General features: G+C 51.7%; 19 protein-coding genes. 11 read left to right on the top strand and 8 right to left on the bottom strand.

From position 1 onward, the window contains the following. Nucleotides 1-151 precede the first annotated feature (151 nt). Nucleotides 152-1,696, top strand: a complete 1,545-nt coding sequence (gene malF / locus D9597_RS20655) for a maltose ABC transporter permease MalF (RefSeq protein WP_130224353.1) — start codon at nucleotides 152-154, stop codon at nucleotides 1,694-1,696. Between the two features lie 14 nt (nucleotides 1,697-1,710). Next, complete coding sequence (gene malG, locus D9597_RS20660; protein WP_001252058.1) at nucleotides 1,711-2,601, top strand: maltose ABC transporter permease MalG; 891 nt, start codon at nucleotides 1,711-1,713, stop codon at nucleotides 2,599-2,601. Between the two features lie 94 nt (nucleotides 2,602-2,695). Here malG and psiE read toward each other — a convergent pair whose 3' ends face one another. Continuing rightward, nucleotides 2,696-3,106, bottom strand: coding sequence for a phosphate-starvation-inducible protein PsiE (psiE, locus tag D9597_RS20665; protein ID WP_130224355.1), 411 nt, complete (start codon nucleotides 3,104-3,106; stop codon nucleotides 2,696-2,698). Nucleotides 3,107-3,374: 268 nt separating this feature from the next. On the opposite strand from psiE, the gene D9597_RS20675 reads away from it, so the two are divergent. Beyond that, on the top strand, nucleotides 3,375-3,653 hold the full coding sequence (locus D9597_RS20675) for a hypothetical protein (protein WP_130224359.1): 279 nt from the start codon (nucleotides 3,375-3,377) through the stop codon (nucleotides 3,651-3,653). Nucleotides 3,654-3,699: 46 nt separating this feature from the next. Here D9597_RS20675 and D9597_RS20680 read toward each other — a convergent pair whose 3' ends face one another. From D9597_RS20680 to pgi, 5 genes are all read right to left on the bottom strand, one after another. Continuing rightward, nucleotides 3,700-5,796: a YjbH domain-containing protein gene (locus D9597_RS20680; RefSeq protein ID WP_000745767.1), complete on the bottom strand. Its 2,097-nt coding sequence runs from the start codon at nucleotides 5,794-5,796 to the stop codon at nucleotides 3,700-3,702. Continuing rightward, nucleotides 5,796-6,533, bottom strand: a complete 738-nt coding sequence (locus D9597_RS20685) for a capsule biosynthesis GfcC family protein (RefSeq protein WP_130224361.1) — start codon at nucleotides 6,531-6,533, stop codon at nucleotides 5,796-5,798. The genes D9597_RS20680 and D9597_RS20685 overlap by 1 nt, the downstream gene beginning before the upstream one ends. Then, complete coding sequence (locus D9597_RS20690) at nucleotides 6,530-7,168, bottom strand: YjbF family lipoprotein (RefSeq protein WP_130224363.1); 639 nt, start codon at nucleotides 7,166-7,168, stop codon at nucleotides 6,530-6,532. Before D9597_RS20690 ends, D9597_RS20685 begins: the two co-directional genes overlap by 4 nt. A 91-nt stretch (nucleotides 7,169-7,259) precedes the next feature. Next, a complete protein-coding gene (gene yjbE, locus D9597_RS20695) occupies nucleotides 7,260-7,502 on the bottom strand; it encodes an exopolysaccharide production protein YjbE (RefSeq protein WP_000757333.1) in 243 nt (80 codons plus the stop codon). A gap of 497 nt (nucleotides 7,503-7,999) precedes the next feature. Continuing rightward, nucleotides 8,000-9,649 (bottom strand): glucose-6-phosphate isomerase, encoded by a 1,650-nt coding sequence (gene pgi, locus D9597_RS20700; RefSeq protein ID WP_130224365.1) that lies wholly within the window; start codon nucleotides 9,647-9,649, stop codon nucleotides 8,000-8,002. 293 nt (nucleotides 9,650-9,942) lie between these two features. On the opposite strand from pgi, the gene lysC reads away from it, so the two are divergent. Continuing rightward, nucleotides 9,943-11,292 (top strand): lysine-sensitive aspartokinase 3, encoded by a 1,350-nt coding sequence (gene lysC / locus D9597_RS20705; protein ID WP_130224367.1) that lies wholly within the window; start codon nucleotides 9,943-9,945, stop codon nucleotides 11,290-11,292. Between the two features lie 37 nt (nucleotides 11,293-11,329). On the opposite strand, the gene D9597_RS20710 is transcribed toward lysC, so the two are convergent. Then, a complete protein-coding gene (locus D9597_RS20710) occupies nucleotides 11,330-12,118 on the bottom strand; it encodes a nucleotidyltransferase domain-containing protein (protein WP_130224369.1) in 789 nt (262 codons plus the stop codon). Nucleotides 12,119-12,421: 303 nt separating this feature from the next. Between D9597_RS20710 and D9597_RS20715 the strand changes: the two genes are divergently transcribed. Further along, nucleotides 12,422-12,694: a DUF3811 domain-containing protein gene (locus tag D9597_RS20715; RefSeq protein WP_001207629.1), complete on the top strand. Its 273-nt coding sequence runs from the start codon at nucleotides 12,422-12,424 to the stop codon at nucleotides 12,692-12,694. On the opposite strand, the gene rluF is transcribed toward D9597_RS20715, so the two are convergent. Continuing rightward, nucleotides 12,695-13,567: a 23S rRNA pseudouridine(2604) synthase RluF gene (gene rluF / locus D9597_RS20720; RefSeq protein ID WP_130218604.1), complete on the bottom strand. Its 873-nt coding sequence runs from the start codon at nucleotides 13,565-13,567 to the stop codon at nucleotides 12,695-12,697. Between the two features lie 348 nt (nucleotides 13,568-13,915). Between rluF and D9597_RS20725 the strand changes: the two genes are divergently transcribed. The 6 genes from D9597_RS20725 (at nucleotide 13,916) to D9597_RS20750 (ending at nucleotide 18,349) form a co-directional block, all read left to right on the top strand. Continuing rightward, the gene (locus tag D9597_RS20725; protein ID WP_130224371.1) at nucleotides 13,916-14,863 is read left to right on the top strand and encodes a sugar-binding transcriptional regulator; all 948 of its coding nucleotides are present in this window, start codon (nucleotides 13,916-13,918) and stop codon (nucleotides 14,861-14,863) included. 70 nt (nucleotides 14,864-14,933) lie between these two features. Further along, nucleotides 14,934-15,740, top strand: coding sequence for an SDR family oxidoreductase (locus D9597_RS20730; RefSeq protein WP_130218606.1), 807 nt, complete (start codon nucleotides 14,934-14,936; stop codon nucleotides 15,738-15,740). Nucleotides 15,741-15,749: 9 nt separating this feature from the next. After that, on the top strand, nucleotides 15,750-16,157 hold the full coding sequence (locus D9597_RS20735) for a mannose/fructose/sorbose PTS transporter subunit IIA (RefSeq protein WP_000245625.1): 408 nt from the start codon (nucleotides 15,750-15,752) through the stop codon (nucleotides 16,155-16,157). Next, nucleotides 16,157-16,651, top strand: a complete 495-nt coding sequence (locus D9597_RS20740) for a PTS system mannose/fructose/N-acetylgalactosamine-transporter subunit IIB (protein ID WP_130224373.1) — start codon at nucleotides 16,157-16,159, stop codon at nucleotides 16,649-16,651. Before D9597_RS20735 ends, D9597_RS20740 begins: the two co-directional genes overlap by 1 nt. 65 nt (nucleotides 16,652-16,716) lie before the next feature. After that, nucleotides 16,717-17,514, top strand: coding sequence for a PTS mannose/fructose/sorbose transporter subunit IIC (locus D9597_RS20745; protein WP_000406332.1), 798 nt, complete (start codon nucleotides 16,717-16,719; stop codon nucleotides 17,512-17,514). Between the two features lie 10 nt (nucleotides 17,515-17,524). Further along, entirely contained in the window at nucleotides 17,525-18,349 is an 825-nt protein-coding gene (locus tag D9597_RS20750) for a PTS system mannose/fructose/sorbose family transporter subunit IID (RefSeq protein WP_130224375.1), read from the top strand. Nucleotides 18,350-18,359: the final 10 nt, after the last annotated feature.

The raw sequence follows: 18,359 nt of genomic DNA on the forward strand, positions 1-18,359 counted from the left end.
GCAGTTGTTGCCGGATGCGGCGTAAACGCCTTATCCGGCCTACGAAAACGAAACGTATGTAGGCCTGATAAGACGCGTCTGCGTCGCATCAGGCAGTTGTTGCCGGATGCGGCGTAAACGCCTTATCTGTCCTGGAATGAGGAAGAACCCCATGGATGTCATTAAAAAGAAACATTGGTGGCAAAGCGACGCGCTGAAATGGTCAGTGTTAGGTCTGCTCGGCCTGCTGGTGGGTTACCTTGTTGTTTTAATGTACGCACAAGGGGAATACCTGTTCGCCATTACCACGCTGATTTTGAGCTCAGCGGGGCTCTATATTTTCGCCAATCGTAAAGCCTACGCCTGGCGCTATGTCTACCCGGGAATGGCCGGGATGGGGCTATTCGTCCTCTTCCCTCTGGTCTGCACCATCGCCATCGCCTTCACCAACTACAGCAGCACCAACCAGCTTACCTTTGAACGCGCTCAGGAAGTTCTGTTGGACCGCGCCTGGCAGGCAGGGAAAACCTATAACTTTGGTCTTTATCCCGCGGGTGATGAGTGGCAACTGGCGCTCACCGACGGCGAAACCGGCAAAAATTATCTCTCAGACGCTTTCAAATTTGGCGGCGAGCAAAAACTGCAACTGAAAGAAACGGCCACGCAGCCTGAAGGCGAGCGCGCGAATCTGCGCGTGATTACCCAGAATCGTCAAGCCCTGAGCAACATTACCGCCATTCTGCCGGATGGCAACAAAGTGATGATGAGCTCCCTGCGCCAGTTCTCCGGCACTCAGCCGCTGTACACATTAGGCGATGACGGTACGCTGACCAATAACCAGAGTGGCGTAAAATATCGTCCAAACGACCAGATTGGTTTTTACCAGTCCATCACTGCTGACGGTAACTGGGGTGACGAAAAACTCAGTCCGGGTTATACCGTGACTACTGGCTGGAAAAACTTTACCCGCGTCTTCACCGACGAAGGCATTCAGAAACCGTTCCTCGCAATTTTCGTCTGGACCGTAGTGTTCTCACTTATCACTGTCTTTTTAACGGTGGCGGTCGGCATGGTGCTGGCGTGTCTGGTGCAGTGGGAAGCGTTGCGCGGCAAAGCTGTCTATCGCGTCCTGCTGATTCTGCCCTACGCGGTGCCATCGTTTATTTCAATTTTGATTTTCAAAGGGTTGTTCAACCAGAGCTTCGGTGAAATCAACATGATGTTGAGCGCGCTGTTTGGCGTGAAGCCCGCCTGGTTCAGCGATCCGACCACCGCCCGCACGATGCTGATTATCGTCAACACCTGGCTGGGTTATCCGTACATGATGATCCTCTGCATGGGCTTGCTGAAAGCGATTCCGGACGATCTGTATGAAGCCTCAGCGATGGATGGCGCAGGTCCATTCCAGAACTTCTTCAAGATTACGCTACCGCTGCTGATTAAGCCGCTGACGCCGCTAATGATCGCCAGCTTTGCCTTTAACTTTAACAACTTCGTGCTGATTCAACTGTTAACCAACGGCGGCCCGGATCGTCTTGGTACGACCACGCCAGCCGGTTATACCGACCTACTCGTTAACTACACCTACCGTATCGCTTTTGAAGGCGGCGGGGGTCAGGACTTCGGTCTGGCGGCGGCGATTGCCACGCTGATCTTCCTGCTGGTGGGTGCGCTGGCGATAGTGAACCTGAAAGCCACGCGAATGAAGTTTGATTAAGGGAGATAACAAAAATGGCAATGGTCCAACCGAAATCGCAAAAAGCACGTTTGTTTATTACTCACCTGCTACTCCTACTTTTTATCGCGGCGATTATGTTCCCGCTGCTGATGGTCGTCGCCATCTCGCTGCGCCAGGGGAACTTCGCGACCGGTAGCCTGATCCCGGAGCAAATCTCGTGGGATCACTGGAAACTGGCGTTAGGTTTTAGCGTTGAACAGGCGGATGGCCGCATTACGCCACCACCATTCCCGGTACTGCTGTGGCTGTGGAACTCGGTAAAGGTCGCCGGTATTTCCGCGATTGGTATTGTGGCGCTCTCCACCACCTGCGCTTATGCCTTCGCCCGTATGCGCTTCCCTGGCAAAGCGACGCTGCTGAAAGGGATGCTGATTTTCCAGATGTTCCCGGCAGTACTCTCACTGGTGGCGTTATATGCGTTGTTTGATCGTCTGGGTGAATACATTCCGTTCATCGGCCTGAATACCCACGGTGGTGTGATTTTCGCATACCTGGGTGGGATTGCGCTGCACGTCTGGACGATTAAAGGTTATTTCGAAACCATCGACAGCTCGCTGGAAGAAGCAGCGGCGCTGGATGGTGCGACGCCATGGCAGGCTTTCCGCCTTGTCCTGTTGCCATTATCTGTACCGATTCTGGCGGTGGTGTTCATCCTGTCGTTTATCGCTGCCATTACCGAAGTTCCGGTCGCGTCGTTGTTACTGCGTGACGTGAACAGTTACACCCTGGCCGTGGGTATGCAGCAATACCTCAACCCGCAAAACTACCTGTGGGGCGACTTTGCTGCCGCTGCCGTGATGTCTGCATTACCCATCACCATCGTCTTCTTGCTGGCTCAACGCTGGCTGGTTAACGGCCTGACGGCAGGTGGTGTGAAAGGTTAAAGATGTTGTTCTGCCAATGTTATGCCGCTAGACCCTCAACTTACGTTATCCTAACTTGTGACTGTTATTCGGCGCTCTTCGGAGCGCCTCTTTTTTACTCCCGCTTCAGCCGTTTCGAATTACATAACCACAGGGTGATCACCAGCAACAGGATCGCAGCCGAGTAGATCAACACATCCAGCGGCGATTTATGATCGACGATGATCAAGCGCACAATGGCGGTGATCCCGATATAGACAAAGTAACGTAGCGGGAAGTGAAAACCGGACTGAAAGTACTTCACAATCAGCGCGATAAATTCGAAATAGAGAAAATAAACCACCAGCCCTTCTACCAGCTCATATTTGCTGGTTTGTTCTGGCGCGAACAGCGCATCAGCCAGATGCACCGTTTCTTTGCCGAGGAAGACAACCAAAATCAGGCCGAGACACAGCAGGCCAAGATTGAGAACGGTCTGCAAAATGGTGGAGATAAACTCCACGCGCGGACGAGAGAGTGACGTCATAGCAGTACCTCCTTCACAGTGGCGAGCTTCCTGTATAACGTAAAAATGTGACGGAGATCTATATTTTTTGTGTATGTTTTGTTCACCCTGGATTTGGGGGGGCGCCCACCAACGCCGGATGCGCCTACCCGTAGGCCGGATAAGCCGCGCCTGGCGGCGCATCCGGCAAGGCAAATCGCACCAAAGCCGGTAATGCAAAAATCACCCATTCAGGTGATTCCCAGCCACCAACAAAGCGCGAAAAATCGACATTGTTCCTCTGGAACAAATGAAACGTAACCTGATAAAGGTGGTAAAAATGAAGCCTTATTTTGCTGCTTTGTTGTTATCAGTCTCTGTTCTTCCTACTTATGCCGGTCCGCTCGGTACTGCTGATAAAGCCGACCTACCGCAAAGCAATGTCTCCAGCCCAATGATGGCCCAGTCGCTCAGGCAACCAGACCTGCAACCGATATCGACGGACAGGAAGACAGAATGTTTTCGCCTTTACACACCAGATCGCAAACCGGGGGTGAACTGCGTTCCTGATGGCTCAACAGGCCATTAAGAATGAAGGTGCCAGTGAGTGCGAAAACTGGCACCTTTCCCATGACTTAGCGGAAATTGACGCTACGGTCGCTAGTCATGTCATACAACTGGAACTTACGCCCAAGTTGCTGACCCCCGTCACGCGTCAGCGGCGTCCAGCCAATCGCCGCACGGCTACGTGTCGGGCCAGACGAGAAAAGATCCAACGGTACAGAGACATACACACCTTTGGTGAAGTCCCCTTCGCCGTACTCCTCTTTCGAAACATTAGTGATCGTGGCATAGCCACCCACCACCACGCCGCTATCAAAGCGTTTGGCGATCTCCAGCGTGCCGCCTTTATCCCCTGCCAGATACTGCCCGACGCTCGCTTTCACTAACACATCCTGAGCAAAAGATGGCGTCCAGTACGCGGTCAGATGTCCGGTTTTCACGCTGTAATCGGTGAATTTCATCATATCTTTTGCGCTACGCCAGTCGCGCTGTTTAACGTAGTTGGCATCCAGACCAAACGCCCAGTTGCTGTCCAGCGGGCGATACAACACTTCTGCTCCCGCACCGCCAAACATGGTTTCGAGATAGCCGCCGTAGACCTGACCGTAGAAGCCGTTGCCCAGATGCTGGAAGTAGTTGGCTTGCAGGTTATTCACATAGACATCGTTCTGCACATACTCGCGCACATGGGTACGAACACGCGGTAAGTGTGAGTCCTGCGGTGGATTGGTGTAGTTAAACTTGTCGTAATTGTTGGCAAGGTTAGCAAACAGGCTACCGGTGGTGAGCAGATGGTCCGTCAGCCACAAATCCGCCGTTCCCATCACGCCCAGCTGATACATGTAAAAGTTTTCCGGGCCACCGACCGACTGGTTCAGCACCGGATCGATATGGAAATCAAAGCGCGATTTGTCGATATACCAGCCCTGCTCGGTGGACTTCGGAACCACTGGCTCGACGCGTTTTTGCGCCAGCTTCGTTTCGTGGCCCAGCGGCTCTCCGGCGAGATGATTTTTCAGGCTGGCGACATCGGTTTCCGTCGTCACCTGCGGCATGTTAAGGCGATTTTCCGTAATGCGGATCGTTTTGATCCCATCCGGCAGATCGTTCATCACGATCCGATTAGCACGGATGATCCCTTCGCGCGAATCACGATATTTCACCTGCTCGCCGGTGACATACAGCGTATCGCCTTTCGCCTGGATCTGCGGATCGGCAAGTCCGGCATTGTATTTCAACAGCGTTAACTGATTCGCCACCACCGAATGCTGCAAAATGGCATCCTGTGGCTGCGGTTGATATTGCGGGCGGGCGTTATCGTTGTAAGACGGGCGCAGATCGTTAAAGTTGGTGCGCAGCGTGACGCCAAACATAAAGGTGTTACCACGTTCATAGCTAAGGTTAACGTCGGCCCAATCGGTAACGCGATAAATCGCCCCGACGTTAAACTTACTTTTTTGCTCCAGCTTTCCGGCAAAATCCTGCTGATAATTATTGCCCTCATACTCCAGTTTCAGGCGCAGCGGTTGCCAGGGCGTCTGGTATTCCACGCCGCCAAACAGTGAGGCAGGACCGTGGAACATCTGGCTACCGTCGATAGATCCCGCCTGTTTGTAGCTGTTATCGCGATAGCAATATTTATCACTGGCTGAACAGAGCGGATTTTTCACATTACCGCTGGTGCCCAGATATCCCCAGCCCAGGCCGAGCGTAAAATCGAACGGCCCCCAGGCTTTGCTGGCAACAAGATATTCCGCATCAAACAGCCCCGTGCCACCGATATCCCGCGCACCAACCGCCACTTGTGGCAGCCAGTAACTCTCTTCCCACAAACGCAGTTTGAGATCGAAGGCTTTATCTTTATACGTTTGATCGCCAGAGAACGCTTCGACGCTGCTGTACTGCCGGGTGCGCACGTCGGTGTAGCGCAGCGTTGTTTCCAGCCACGGGAAGAGTTGCACTGAAGCTGAGTAATAACGGTACTGATCGTTATCGCGATAGTTCAAACTCAACTCCCCTTCCCGCGCCATGCGGGCGGTGGGCGTTTGTAATAATCCTACGCCACCGAAATCCGATTGCGACGGACCAATGGGCGCAGGATACGTTTCGCCGTAGCAAGCCGTGCTAATGCCCAGCGCCAGTAAGCTAAGCAGATGTCTTTTTTTCATTATTGGGGTATCCGCTGCGTCAGGGTCTGAAGAATGTCGGCGTTAAGGGCGTCGGGCGTCTTACTCCAGACAGAATCCGCGAGGCCAACATAAATAATGCTGCCGGGCATTGGCTCTACGTGACGCTTGTTCCAGTAAGCCACCGGCGCTTTTTGCGTGCGTCCGTCCGGGTAAACCACCCACGCGTAGCTGCGATCCGCACCGCTAAGCAGACTTTGCCCGGAGAGATAGCTCGCCACGTCGCGACCGGGAGTGAATGGCTGATTGCCAGGACGGCTGATAAGCCCGAACAACGTGACCGTTGACGGCGGTGGTCCGACCCACAGCGTGTAGTTGCCCTGCAACGGCGGGTTACCGCGTTCGGCAACGCGGACGATATCAGGATCAAGATTGATTTTTTGTCTGCCCGTCACTTTCAACGCCTGAATTTGCTGGCGTAAGGCGTTAATCGCAGCGGCATCGTCGGCGCTGGAATCTGCGGCCAGTTCTGCCAGCCGTGTCAGCAACGCCTGCTGCTGCCGCAATGCTGCCGCCGTTGCCAGCTCTTCGCTAATCACCGCACCGGGCCACCAGCTGTTTGCCAGTCGAGATTGGCCTACCAGATCGATTAAATGCTCCGCGCCCGTCAGCGTTTTGGCCTCACTACTACCATTGCTGAACACCTTGACGGTTCCTGCCGCAAAGACCGATGACGCCCCCACACTCAAAAGCAACGCGACAATAGTTTGTTTAATCATTGTTTTGCCGCCTTGATGAGGGTGGTTTTCACCGGGAAATAATCCGCGCCGAGATACTGTTCCGACTGGCGAATTTGCCCTTCGCTGTCGATCCAATAGCGGTTATGCCAGCGCGCCTGGTCGGTGGAGACTTCTTCGTCCAGCACGCGAACCGGAGTTTCATCGCTGCCGACTTTCACGGTATCGGTGCCATCCCATTTGAAGACTGAGTGTGCGGTGGCGTAGCGTACCTGCTGGTACTCGGTCCAGCCCATCGTGCGAGTCCAGGTTGCGCCATCAACAATTTGTGCGGGTTTAATCAGCGGGTCGGCGGCAAGGTTATTCACTTCAATCAGGTTGTCGCCGCCGAGCAAAGTCTTCACCAGACGACCATGTTGTGTAACGAGAGTGGCCTGATCCTGAGTGACCCATTTTTGTTGTCCGTCTTCAGCGAAGGCCAGCACCACAAACAATTGCGGCCCGCCATTAAGCTGCATGTACTGGCTGGCGTAGGGCATATTTTGGATATCATCGTCCGTCAGTTGTACGCCTGGCGTACCAAACAGACTGTCCCACAGTGAATTGCCCAGCTCTTTAGTCGTGGCTGAACAGGCCTGTAATAACAGGCAGATAAGAATGAGTGCAGGTCGCTTCACGACTCTTCTCCAGAGGGGCAGAATAACCACACCGGAGTGTGGTTATGGTTAATCCCCGTCATACTGAATTATTTTGGGGATACATACGTTATTACTGGGTACTGGTGGTCGTGGTTGTGGTGGTCCCGGTATTAGAACCATCACCGCCACCGGTTGCCGCGAGCGCGACACCCACCGCCGAGCTTACGGTGCTGACGCTGGTCGCGGAGGAACTCCCCGCCGAAACCGACGTTGCTGCCGACCCTGCCGCTTCGCCCACCTGTACAGGTGCAGCCCACGCAGAAGTCGCCGCAAGCGCAGATATGGCAAAAATGCCATACAGAACTTTTTTCATAACAATTTCCCTTCATTGAATGAATGGAGATTTACCCAAAAACATTTCAGGCGGGATCGAGTATACACAACTAAAGCATGCGAATTACGGCGCGGGGAATTAGTGAAGGAGTTTTAGGATAATTGGAATTAATATCAAATATAAGTTTCAACTTATATATAAATAAGATTAAAAACATAAGGTTAAAATAAAATAAAAAGTAATTAATCTACGTATTTTCCGAAATCAACCACGATTAAAAATCTATTTTAGGATTAACCTCACGGTATGATTTTCGTTAAATCTCCGACAAGGGGATTTATCTGATAAAACAATGCCGACGTATAGTCGGCATTGTTATTAAGGTTATTTAATCAATCGTGCTATGTATTAATTGCCGAATACGATGTACATATCGGCATCGACCTGTAGGCCTGATAAGACGCGACCGCGTCGCATCAGGCACTGGTTGCCGGATGCGGCGTGAACGCCTTATCCGGCCTACATATCGACGATGATTAACCGCGCCACGCTTTATAGCGGTTAATCAGACCATTGGTCGAGCTATCGTGGCTGCTGATTTCTTTATCATCTTTCAGCTCTGGCAGAATACGGTTCGCCAGCTGTTTACCCAGCTCAACGCCCCACTGGTCGAAGGTGAAGATGTTCAGAATCACGCCTTGAGTAAAGATTTTGTGCTCATACAGCGCAATCAACGCCCCCAGGCTGAACGGAGTGATTTCGCGCAGCAGGATGGAGTTGGTCGGGCGGTTACCTTCGAACACTTTGAACGGCACCACGTAGTCAAGCGTTGCCGGATCTTTACCCTGATCGCGATATTCCTGCTCAACCACTTCACGGGATTTACCAAACGCCAGCGCTTCGGTCTGAGCGAAGAAGTTAGACAGCAGTTTCTGGTGATGATCAGAGAGTGGGTTATGGGTGATAGCCGGAGCGATGAAATCGCACGGTACCATTTTGGTTCCCTGGTGGATCAGCTGGTAGAACGCATGCTGACCGTTAGTGCCTGGTTCACCCCAGATAATCGGGCCAGTCTGGTAATCCACGACGTTACCGTTACGGTCAACATACTTACCGTTGGACTCCATATTGCCCTGCTGGAAGTACGCCGCGAAACGGTGCATATACTGGTCATATGGCAGAATCGCTTCAGTTTCCGCGCCAAAGAAATTGTTGTACCAGATGCCAATCAGCGCCAGCAGTACAGGTAGGTTTTTCTCGGCAGGCGTGGTGGAGAAATGCTTGTCCATTGCGTGCGCGCCGGAAAGCAGCTCAACGAAGTTATCAAAGCCGATGGAGAGAACAATCGACAGGCCAATCGCTGACCACAAAGAGTAACGGCCGCCAACCCAGTCCCAGAACTCGAACATGTTGGCAGTATCAATACCAAACTCGCTAACCGCTTTGCCATTGGTGGAGAGCGCCGCAAAGTGTTTCGCAACGTGTTTTTCATCACCTGCCGCTTTCAGGAACCAGTCACGCGCGCTATGGGCGTTGGTCATGGTTTCCTGAGTAGTGAAGGTTTTAGATGCTACCAGGAACAGCGTGGTTTCCGGGTTTACTTTTTTCAGCACTTCCGCGATGTGAGTCCCATCAACGTTAGAAACAAAGTGCATGTTCAGGTGGTTTTTGTAAGGGCGCAGCGCTTCAGTCACCATGTACGGACCAAGGTCAGAACCGCCGATCCCAATATTCACCACGTCGGTGATGGCTTTGCCGGTATAGCCTTTCCACTCACCAGAAATAATCGCTTCCGAGAAGGTTTTCATCTTCTCCAGCACCGCGTTGACTTCCGGCATAACATCTTTGCCATCAACCAAAATCGGCGTATTGCTACGGTTACGCAGCGCTACGTGCAGCACGGCGCGGTTTTCGGTGCGGTTGATCTTCTCGCCAGAGAACATCGACTTAATCGCGCCCGCCAGATCGCACTCTTTCGCCAGATCCTGTAATTTCGCCAGCGTTTCTTCGGTGATGCGGTTTTTGGAGTAATCCACCAGCATCTGATCGTCGAAGGTTGCGGAGAACTTAGAAAAACGATCGCCGTCTTTAGCAAAAAGATCGGCGATCGTAACGTCTTTCATTTCATCGAAGTGTTTCTGTAGTGCCTGCCAGGCCGCGGTCTGCGTTGGATTGATGTTTTTCATTAGCAATACTCTTCTGATATTGAGAATTGTGACTGTGGAAGATTGTAGCGCCAGTCACAGAAAAATGTGATGGTTTTAGTGCCGTTAGCTCAGCTAACCACTGAAGAGGATAAAAAGTATAGACGTTATAAGCACAATTTCTGACCACGCCCGCTGCATGAATAATCCGCATAATCCCGGCGTTGACACACTCCCCTACACCTTTTATTTATAAATACGGTCTGCGCCTGCACCGGTTTCTGTTTTGCCTTTGTGCCAAGGTCGCTTCTTTCATTCCCTGACACGAGGTTGTTATGCCCGATATTGTTGTCTCCAAATTTGGTGGTACTAGCGTGGCTGATTTCGACGCCATGAACCGCAGCGCCGACATTGTGCTTTCTGATGTGAATGTGCGTTTAGTTGTGCTTTCTGCTTCTGCGGGCATTACCAATCTGTTGGTTGCACTGGCTGAAGGTCTGGAACCGGTTGAGCGTTTCGAAAAACTCGATGCCATTCGCAATATTCAGTTCGCCATTCTGGAGCGCCTGCGTTACCCGAACGTCATCCGTGAAGAGATTGAACGTTTGCTGGAGAACATTACCGTTCTGGCCGAAGCTGCTGCACTGGCAACCTCTCCAGCGCTAACTGATGAACTGGTCAGCCATGGCGAACTGATGTCTACCCTGCTGTTTGTGGAGATACTGCGTGAGCGCAATGTTCAGGCCCAGTGGTTTGATGTGCGTAAAGTGATGCGCACAAACGATCGCTTTGGCCGCGCGGAGCCAGATATTGCTGCGCTGGCGGAACTGTCTGCGCTGCAACTAACCCCACGTCTCAGCGAAGGTTTAGTCATCACCCAGGGCTTTATTGGCAGTGAAAGTAAAGGGCGCACCACAACGCTTGGTCGCGGCGGTAGTGACTACACGGCAGCACTATTGGCAGAAGCGTTAAACGCTGCTCGCGTCGATATCTGGACAGATGTGCCGGGGATTTATACTACCGACCCACGCGTCGTGCCTGATGCCAAACGAATTGATGAAATCGCCTTTGAAGAAGCAGCTGAAATGGCAACCTTTGGTGCCAAAGTACTTCATCCGGCAACCTTACTGCCTGCAGTTCGCAGCGATATCCCGGTGTTTGTCGGTTCAAGCAAAGATCCGCGTGCTGGCGGTACTTTGGTGTGTAATAAAACCGAGAATCCGCCGTTGTTTCGTGCGCTGGCTCTGCGTCGCAAACAAACGCTATTAACCCTGCATAGCCTGAATATGCTGCATTCTCGCGGCTTCCTCGCGGAGGTTTTCGGCATTCTCGCACGGCATAATATTTCGGTGGATTTAATTACTACGTCAGAAGTGAGCGTGGCGTTAACCCTCGACACTACCGGTTCAACGTCAACTGGCGATACGTTGCTGACACAATCGCTGCTGATGGAGCTTTCAGCTCTGTGCCGGGTAGAAGTGGAAGAAGGCCTGGCGCTGGTGGCTCTGATTGGTAACGACCTGTCAAAAGCCTGTGGTGTTGGCAAAGAGGTGTTTGGCGTACTTGAACCGTTCAACATTCGCATGATTTGCTACGGCGCTTCCAGTCATAACCTGTGCTTCCTGGTGCCAGGCGAAGATGCGGAACAGGTGGTGCAGAAACTGCATAGTAATTTGTTTGAGTAAAAACAGTGCGGCCCGGATGATACTTGCCGGGCCGAATTTATTCTCCCATCACTGTCGCCATCAACAACCTATCCAGCTCCCTGGTATCACCATCCCTACTATCCGGTAACACAGGCGGAATTTCCCCACGCGCCAGTTCCGCATGGATAAACGCATGTAGCAATGGACGGCGTGGGCCATATTCCGCTTCACCCGCACGCTGTTTACGCTCCAGCAATTCATCTATTTCTGCGCGTAAGGCCGCATCCAACTCACTTTCTGCCAGCAATTCGGAAAAACGCATTGGCGGTACGCCTTTTCCCGCTTCAACCCAGCGCACGGCCAGCAGCGGACGCAGCACGTAAAAGTATTTTTTCAGTCGAACTTCATCGCCCTGCAAATAGCCGCGGAAGTTTTTCTGCGCCATCGAATAGTAATGCCAGCGCGCACGCAACGGAGAAAACCACGTTGGGACCATTGCCTTAAGCGCCGTTATCGTCTCTTCATCTTGCTGATAGACCACCGGTGAATCCAGCCATTCAATTAGCGTCGGGTTCGCACCTTTCAGCAATCCCAGCGCTTTGCGCCATTCCCAACCGGAAACATCAAGTTCGTCGTCGATGGGCAGTTCGATAACATCGCGTGGTGACTCTACCCGCAGATACCATTCCAGCGGATGGACATACAAAAACCGCACATCGTAATCGCTGTCGGGCGAAGCAAATCCCCAGCCGCGACTCCCCGATTCGCAGGCGTACAGCACTTTCACGCCATAGCGACGTTCAATTTCCTTTAACTGCTGCGATACCCGTTCGCGCATCGCAGCACTGACTCCATTTAATGGCATTTGACTCATCCTTTGATATTAACTAACCCGTACCAGACCACTGAAAACAGAGATGTTATCAATGAGATAGCGTTATTGCGAGAAACAGGCCAGAAGTAAAATCACAACTTTAACGCATTGAATAACAAAGAATTAATTAAATTTTATAAGTTAGCGGTCATTTATTTTCGTTAAATTTTTATCTGTATTTATCGCCAATTATCTAAGCAGATAAAAATAAAGAGAAGGCAATTGAATCTTATCAGTTCTGCTTGCAAATAAATTCCCGTACACTGAACTATCCGATTAACAGAGGGCACCATCATGGCACTCCCCCGTATTACTCAAAAAGAGATGACTGAGCGTGAACAGCGCGAACTGAAGACGCTGCTGGATCGCGCGCGTATTGCACATGGTCGCGTGCTGACCAACGCCGAAACCAACAGCATTAAGAAAGAGTACATCGATAAATTAATGGTTGAGCGTGAGGCTGAAGCGAAAAAAGCCCGCCAGTTGAAGAAAAAGCAGGCTTATAAACCGGATCCTGAAGCGTCATTCAGTTGGTCGGCAAATACGTCGACGCGCGGCAAACGCTGATTAACGACCTTTTTTCTTCCGCCCCGGCGAGGCGAAACGCTTGCCGTTTGATGCCGGGCGGCCACCTTTCTCCGCCGTTTTTTCTACCTTCACCACCGGGCGTTTGATGCCTGCCGTTTTCGGTTTGGCCTTCGCTTTGGGCTTCGCCTCGGAAGAGGAATTTTCAATGAGCTTAAAGAGATCGATAAGCTCGTCGTCGGTTAAATCGCGCCATTCTCCCAGTGGAATGCCGCTTAAGCTGACGTTCATAATGCGCGTACGTTCCAGCTTTTTCACTTCGTAGCCAAAGTGCTCGCACATGCGACGGATCTGACGGTTCAGCCCCTGCACTAACGTAATGCGAAAGACAAACGGCGCTTCTTTTTTAACTTTGCACTTTTTGGTCACTGTCCCGAGGATTGGCACCCCCGCACTCATGCCGCGAATAAACTCCTCGGTAATCGGTTTATCGACCGTTACCAAATACTCTTTTTCATGATCATTGCCAGCACGCAGGATCTTATTCACCAGATCGCCGTGGTTGGTGAGGAAAATCAGCCCCTGGGAGTCTTTATCCAGGCGACCAATCGGGAACACGCGTTTGCTGTGGTTAACGAAATCGACAATGTTATCGCGCTCGCCATCTTCGGTGGTGCTGACAATGCCTACGGGCTTGTTCAGGGCGATAAGTACCAAATCTTCGGCTTCCCGAGGCTCAATCAACTGACCGTTTACTTTCACAACGTCGCCGGGTTTCACCTGATCGCCAATGGTGGCACGCTTGCCATTAAGGAACACATTGCCTTGCTCGATATAGCGATCCGCTTCGCGGCGTGAGCAAATTCCGCTTTCGCTGATGTATTTATTTAAACGGACTGATGAGTCGGGCAGCATAAATTCTCCTGTAAAACGCGGAATATACCGTACCTCTTAGCGGGGAAAAACAGGGTTATGCGGCAACGTCGAAATTAAATGTGATCTGCCGCGCCTTTTATCACAAAAGTGTCACCAGAAGCCTGATGCAAATTTACCTGGCGAAAACCAGGATAATCAACCTATTACGAATCTCTGCACACCTGTGCTGATGACTGCTACGCAGAGAAACAAATGTGCAAGATAAAGCGCCATTTCAGCCCAAACAAAGAGTGAAAAATCGCTTTTAAAGGTCACCATGATGGAGTTATATCAGATCAAGCGGTTAAAAAGCATATTTGCACAAATGTGCAAAATCAGGAGGCGGCGATGGAAAACAGTGACGATATCCGTTTGATTGTGAAGATTGCCCAACTCTATTACGAACAGGACATGACGCAGGCGCAAATCGCCCGCGAACTGGGTATTTATCGGACCACCATCAGCCGCTTACTTAAACGGGGCCGCGAACAGGGAATTGTCACCATCGCCATCAACTATGACTACAACGAAAACCTCTGGCTGGAGCAGCAACTGAAGCAAAAGTTTGGTCTGAAAGAAGCTGTGGTGGTATCAGGGCGCGATGAAGAGGAAGACACTCAGTTGGCGGTAATGGGGTTACACGGCGCGCAATTGTTAGATCGTTTGCTGGAACCTGGTGATATTGTTGGTTTTTCCTGGGGCCGCGCGGTGAGCGCACTGGTTGAAAACTTGCCGCAGGCGGGGCAATCGCGGCAGTTAATTTGCGTGCCGATTATTGGCGGCCCGTCCGGTAAACTCGAAAGCCGCTATCACGTAAACACATTAACCTACAGCGCGGCGGCAAAGCTGAAAGGGGAATCGCAGCTCGCGGATTTTCCAGCTCTTCTGGATAACCCCTTAATTCGTAATGGGATCATGCAATCTCAGCACTTTAAAACCATCTCAGCCTACTGGGATAATCTGGATGTCGCCCTGGTGGGGATTGGCTCACCGGCTATTCGCGATGGCGCCAACTGGCATGCATTTTATGGCGGCGAAGAGAGTGACGACCTGAATGCCCGTCAGGTTGCCGGTGATATTTGCTCACGCTTTTTTGATATTCACGGCGCAATGGTCGAAACGAATATGAGCGAGAAAACACTCTCTATCGAAATGAATAAACTAAAGCAGGCACGTTATTCCATTGGTATTGCTATAGGTGAAGAGAAATATAGCGGAATTATTGGCGCACTGCGTGGGAAATATATTAATTGTCTGGTAACGAATAGCAACACAGCTGAACTATTACTGAAATAAAAATCTGCCCGACTTTTACCGTAATGAAAAATTACGGCGGGCCTCTATTACCTAAAACCAGGAGTCTGTTATGCCAAATTGGTTAAATTTGCAGGATAAAATCATTATTGTCACCGGTGGCGCATCCGGCATTGGTCTGGCGATTGTGGATGAATTATTAGCACAAGGCGCGAATGTACAGATGGTCGATATTCACGGTGGCGATGGTCAATATGAAAGTCATAAAGGTTATCAGTTCTGGCCGACCGATATTTCCAGCGCCAAAGAGGTAAATCATACGGTAGCGGAAATTATCCAGCGTTTTGGTCGCATCGACGGTCTGGTCAATAACGCCGGGGTCAATTTCCCGCGTCTGCTGGTCGATGAGAAAGCGCCTGCCGGGCAGTATGAACTCAACGAAGCTGCATTCGAAAAAATGGTCAATATCAACCAGAAAGGCGTTTTTCTGATGTCGCAGGCGGTGGCGCGGCAGATGGTAAAACAACACGATGGCGTGATTGTGAATGTTTCCTCGGAAAGCGGTCTGGAAGGCTCAGAAGGCCAAAGCTGTTACGCCGCCACCAAAGCCGCGCTCAATAGCTTCACGCGATCCTGGTCGAAAGAGTTGGGTAAACACGGTATCCGTGTGGTCGGTATCGCGCCGGGGATTCTGGAAAAAACAGGACTGCGCACGCCGGAATATGAAGAGGCGCTGGCGTGGACGCGCAATATCACCGTCGAACAGCTGCGTGAAGGCTATACCAAAAACGCCATTCCTATTGGGCGCGCCGGAAAATTAGCAGAAGTTGCTGATTTTGTTTGTTATCTGCTGTCTGAACGCGCCAGCTACATCACCGGAGTAACCACTAACATTGCGGGCGGAAAAACGCGCGGCTAAGGAGGCTTTATGGTCAATGCCATTTTTTGCGCCCACGGCAAATTAGCCTGCGCCATGCTGGAATCGGTTCAGATGGTGTACGGCGACGCCAGGGTCGAGGCAGTTGAATTTGTGCCCGGCGAGAACGCCGGAGACATTGTGGCAAAGCTGGAGAAGTTAGTGAGCATTCACAATCATGACGAGTGGCTAATCGCCGTGGATTTACAGTGCGGTAGCCCGTGGAATGCAGCAGCGACGCTTGCGATGCGCAATCCGCACCTGCGGGTGATAAGCGGCCTTTCCCTGCCACTGGCGCTCGAACTGGTCGATAACCAGGACAGCATGAACGTTGATGAACTGTGTGAACACCTGACGCAAATCGCAAAGCAAACCTGCGTTGTCTGGAAACAACTGGCAACGGCAGAGGAGGATTTCTGATGAACATTACGCTCGCCCGCATTGATGACCGCCTGATCCACGGCCAGGTCACTACCGTCTGGTCGAAAGTGGCTAACGCCCAGCGCATTATTATCTGCAATGACGAGGTGTATAACGATGAAGTTCGCCGGACATTATTGCGTCAGGCCGCCCCGCCGGGAATGAAAGTTAACGTGATCAATATTGAAAAAGCCGTCGCGGTGTATCACAACCCGCAATATCAGGACGAAACCGTTTTTTATCTTTTCACTCGCCCACAGGATGCCTTAGCGATGGTTCGCCAGGGCGTAAAAATCGGTACCCTGAATATTGGCGGCATGGCCTGGCGACCCGGTAAAAAACAGTTAACCAAAGCAGTTTCATTAGATGACGATGATATTAACGCATTTCATGAGTTAAATAATCTTGGCGTCACGCTGGATTTACGCGTTGTAGCGTCAGATCCTTCAATCAATATTATCGACAAAATAAAAGAACAGTTAGTCGCAAATTAAATAATAGCGCCTGTGTACATATGCTTTAACAGGCAGGGATGACGACACTTAAAAGGTGACAAATCATGGAAATAAGTACCCTACAAATCATTGCCATATTTCTTTTTTCCTGTATTGCCGGAATGGGCAGCGTGCTGGATGAATTTCAGACTCATCGCCCGTTAATTGCCTGTACGGTGATTGGTTTAATTCTCGGTGATTTAAAAACCGGAATTATGCTCGGTGGTACGCTGGAATTGATAGCTCTCGGCTGGATGAACGTCGGCGCGGCGCAATCTCCGGATTCTGCACTCGCCAGCATAATCTCCGCCATTCTGGTTATCGTTGGTCAGCAAAGCATCGCCACCGGTATCGCCATCGCGTTGCCTGTGGCTGCGGCAGGCCAGGTGCTGACGGTGTTTGCCCGCACCATCACCGTAGTGTTCCAGCACGCGGCGGATAAAGCAGCGGAAGAGGCGCGGTTTCGTACTCTCGATATTCTGCATGTCTCCGCACTTGGCGTGCAGGCACTGCGCGTTGCGATTCCGGCACTGATTGTCTCGCTGTTCGTCAGCGCCGATATGGTGAGCAATATGCTGAGCGCCATTCCCGAATTTGTGACCCGTGGACTGCAGATTGCTGGCGGTTTTATCGTGGTGGTCGGTTACGCCATGGTGCTTCGCATGATGGGCGTGAAATATTTGATGCCTTTCTTTTTCCTCGGTTTCCTCGCAGGTGGCTACCTCGATCTCAGTCTGCTGGCGTTCGGTGGCGTCGGCGTAATCATGGCCCTGCTCTACATCCAGTTAAATCCACAGTGGCGTAAAGCTGAACCACATCCCCAGACCACCACTATCACCGCCCTTGACCAACTTGATGATTAACGGAGCCATCATGGAACAGAGAAAAATTACACGCAGCGATCTGGTGAGCATGTTTCTGCGCTCCAACCTGCAACAGGCGTCCTTCAACTTTGAACGCATTCATGGGCTGGGCTTTTGCTACGACATGATCCCCGTCATCAAGCGACTCTACCCATTAAAAGAGGATCAGGTTGCGGCGCTCAGGCGACACCTGGTGTTCTTCAATACCACGCCAGCCGTATGTGGTCCGGTCATCGGCGTGACCGCCGCCATGGAAGAAGCGCGGGCCAACGGTGCAGAAATTGATGACGGCACCATTAACGGCATCAAAGTTGGCCTGATGGGACCATTGGCAGGGGTTGGCGATCCACTGGTCTGGGGAACGCTGCGCCCGATTACCGCCGCGCTCGGCGCATCTCTGGCACTTTCGGGCAACATTCTCGGCCCGCTGCTGTTCTTCTTTATTTTCAACGCGGTGCGTCTGGCGATGAAGTGGTATGGCCTACAGCTCGGCTTTCGCAAAGGGGTGAATATCGTCAGCGATATGGGCGGGAATGTGCTGCAAAAACTCACCGAAGGCGCATCGATTCTCGGACTGTTTGTGATGGGCGTGCTGGTCACCAAATGGACGTCGATCAACGTGCCGTTGGTGGTTTCACAAACGCCTGCCGCCGATGGCTCCACCGTCACCATGACCGTGCAGAACATTCTCGACCAACTTTGTCCTGGTTTGCTGGCGCTCGGTCTGACGCTGCTGATGGTGCGTCTGCTCAACAAAAAAATTAACCCGGTATGGCTGATTTTCGCCCTGTTTGGTTTAGGGATTATCGGCAATGCGCTGGGCTTCCTGTCCTGATTCTTCGCCC

The organism is Escherichia sp. E13S3 (genome assembly GCF_004212325.1).
Taxonomy (GTDB): Bacteria; Pseudomonadota; Gammaproteobacteria; order Enterobacterales; family Enterobacteriaceae; genus Escherichia.

What these genes read in the sequence shown, in the direction of transcription:
- D9597_RS20750 (WP_130224375.1), top strand. Translation starts at nt 17,525, where the DNA reads ATGGAACAGAGAAAAATTACACGCAGCGATCTGGTGAGCATGTTTCTG.
- psiE (WP_130224355.1), bottom strand. Translation starts at nt 3,106, where the DNA reads ATGACGTCACTCTCTCGTCCGCGCGTGGAGTTTATCTCCACCATTTTG.
- D9597_RS20735 (WP_000245625.1), top strand. Translation starts at nt 15,750, where the DNA reads ATGGTCAATGCCATTTTTTGCGCCCACGGCAAATTAGCCTGCGCCATG.
- pgi (WP_130224365.1), bottom strand. Translation starts at nt 9,649, where the DNA reads ATGAAAAACATCAATCCAACGCAGACCGCGGCCTGGCAGGCACTACAG.
- rluF (WP_130218604.1), bottom strand. Translation starts at nt 13,567, where the DNA reads ATGCTGCCCGACTCATCAGTCCGTTTAAATAAATACATCAGCGAAAGC.
- D9597_RS20710 (WP_130224369.1), bottom strand. Translation starts at nt 12,118, where the DNA reads ATGCCATTAAATGGAGTCAGTGCTGCGATGCGCGAACGGGTATCGCAG.
- D9597_RS20680 (WP_000745767.1), bottom strand. Translation starts at nt 5,796, where the DNA reads ATGAAAAAAAGACATCTGCTTAGCTTACTGGCGCTGGGCATTAGCACG.
- D9597_RS20715 (WP_001207629.1), top strand. Translation starts at nt 12,422, where the DNA reads ATGGCACTCCCCCGTATTACTCAAAAAGAGATGACTGAGCGTGAACAG.
- lysC (WP_130224367.1), top strand. Translation starts at nt 9,943, where the DNA reads ATGCCCGATATTGTTGTCTCCAAATTTGGTGGTACTAGCGTGGCTGAT.
- D9597_RS20740 (WP_130224373.1), top strand. Translation starts at nt 16,157, where the DNA reads ATGAACATTACGCTCGCCCGCATTGATGACCGCCTGATCCACGGCCAG.
- D9597_RS20675 (WP_130224359.1), top strand. Translation starts at nt 3,375, where the DNA reads ATGAAACGTAACCTGATAAAGGTGGTAAAAATGAAGCCTTATTTTGCT.
- D9597_RS20730 (WP_130218606.1), top strand. Translation starts at nt 14,934, where the DNA reads ATGCCAAATTGGTTAAATTTGCAGGATAAAATCATTATTGTCACCGGT.
- D9597_RS20745 (WP_000406332.1), top strand. Translation starts at nt 16,717, where the DNA reads ATGGAAATAAGTACCCTACAAATCATTGCCATATTTCTTTTTTCCTGT.
- D9597_RS20725 (WP_130224371.1), top strand. Translation starts at nt 13,916, where the DNA reads ATGGAAAACAGTGACGATATCCGTTTGATTGTGAAGATTGCCCAACTC.
- D9597_RS20685 (WP_130224361.1), bottom strand. Translation starts at nt 6,533, where the DNA reads ATGATTAAACAAACTATTGTCGCGTTGCTTTTGAGTGTGGGGGCGTCA.
- malF (WP_130224353.1), top strand. Translation starts at nt 152, where the DNA reads ATGGATGTCATTAAAAAGAAACATTGGTGGCAAAGCGACGCGCTGAAA.
- yjbE (WP_000757333.1), bottom strand. Translation starts at nt 7,502, where the DNA reads ATGAAAAAAGTTCTGTATGGCATTTTTGCCATATCTGCGCTTGCGGCG.
- malG (WP_001252058.1), top strand. Translation starts at nt 1,711, where the DNA reads ATGGCAATGGTCCAACCGAAATCGCAAAAAGCACGTTTGTTTATTACT.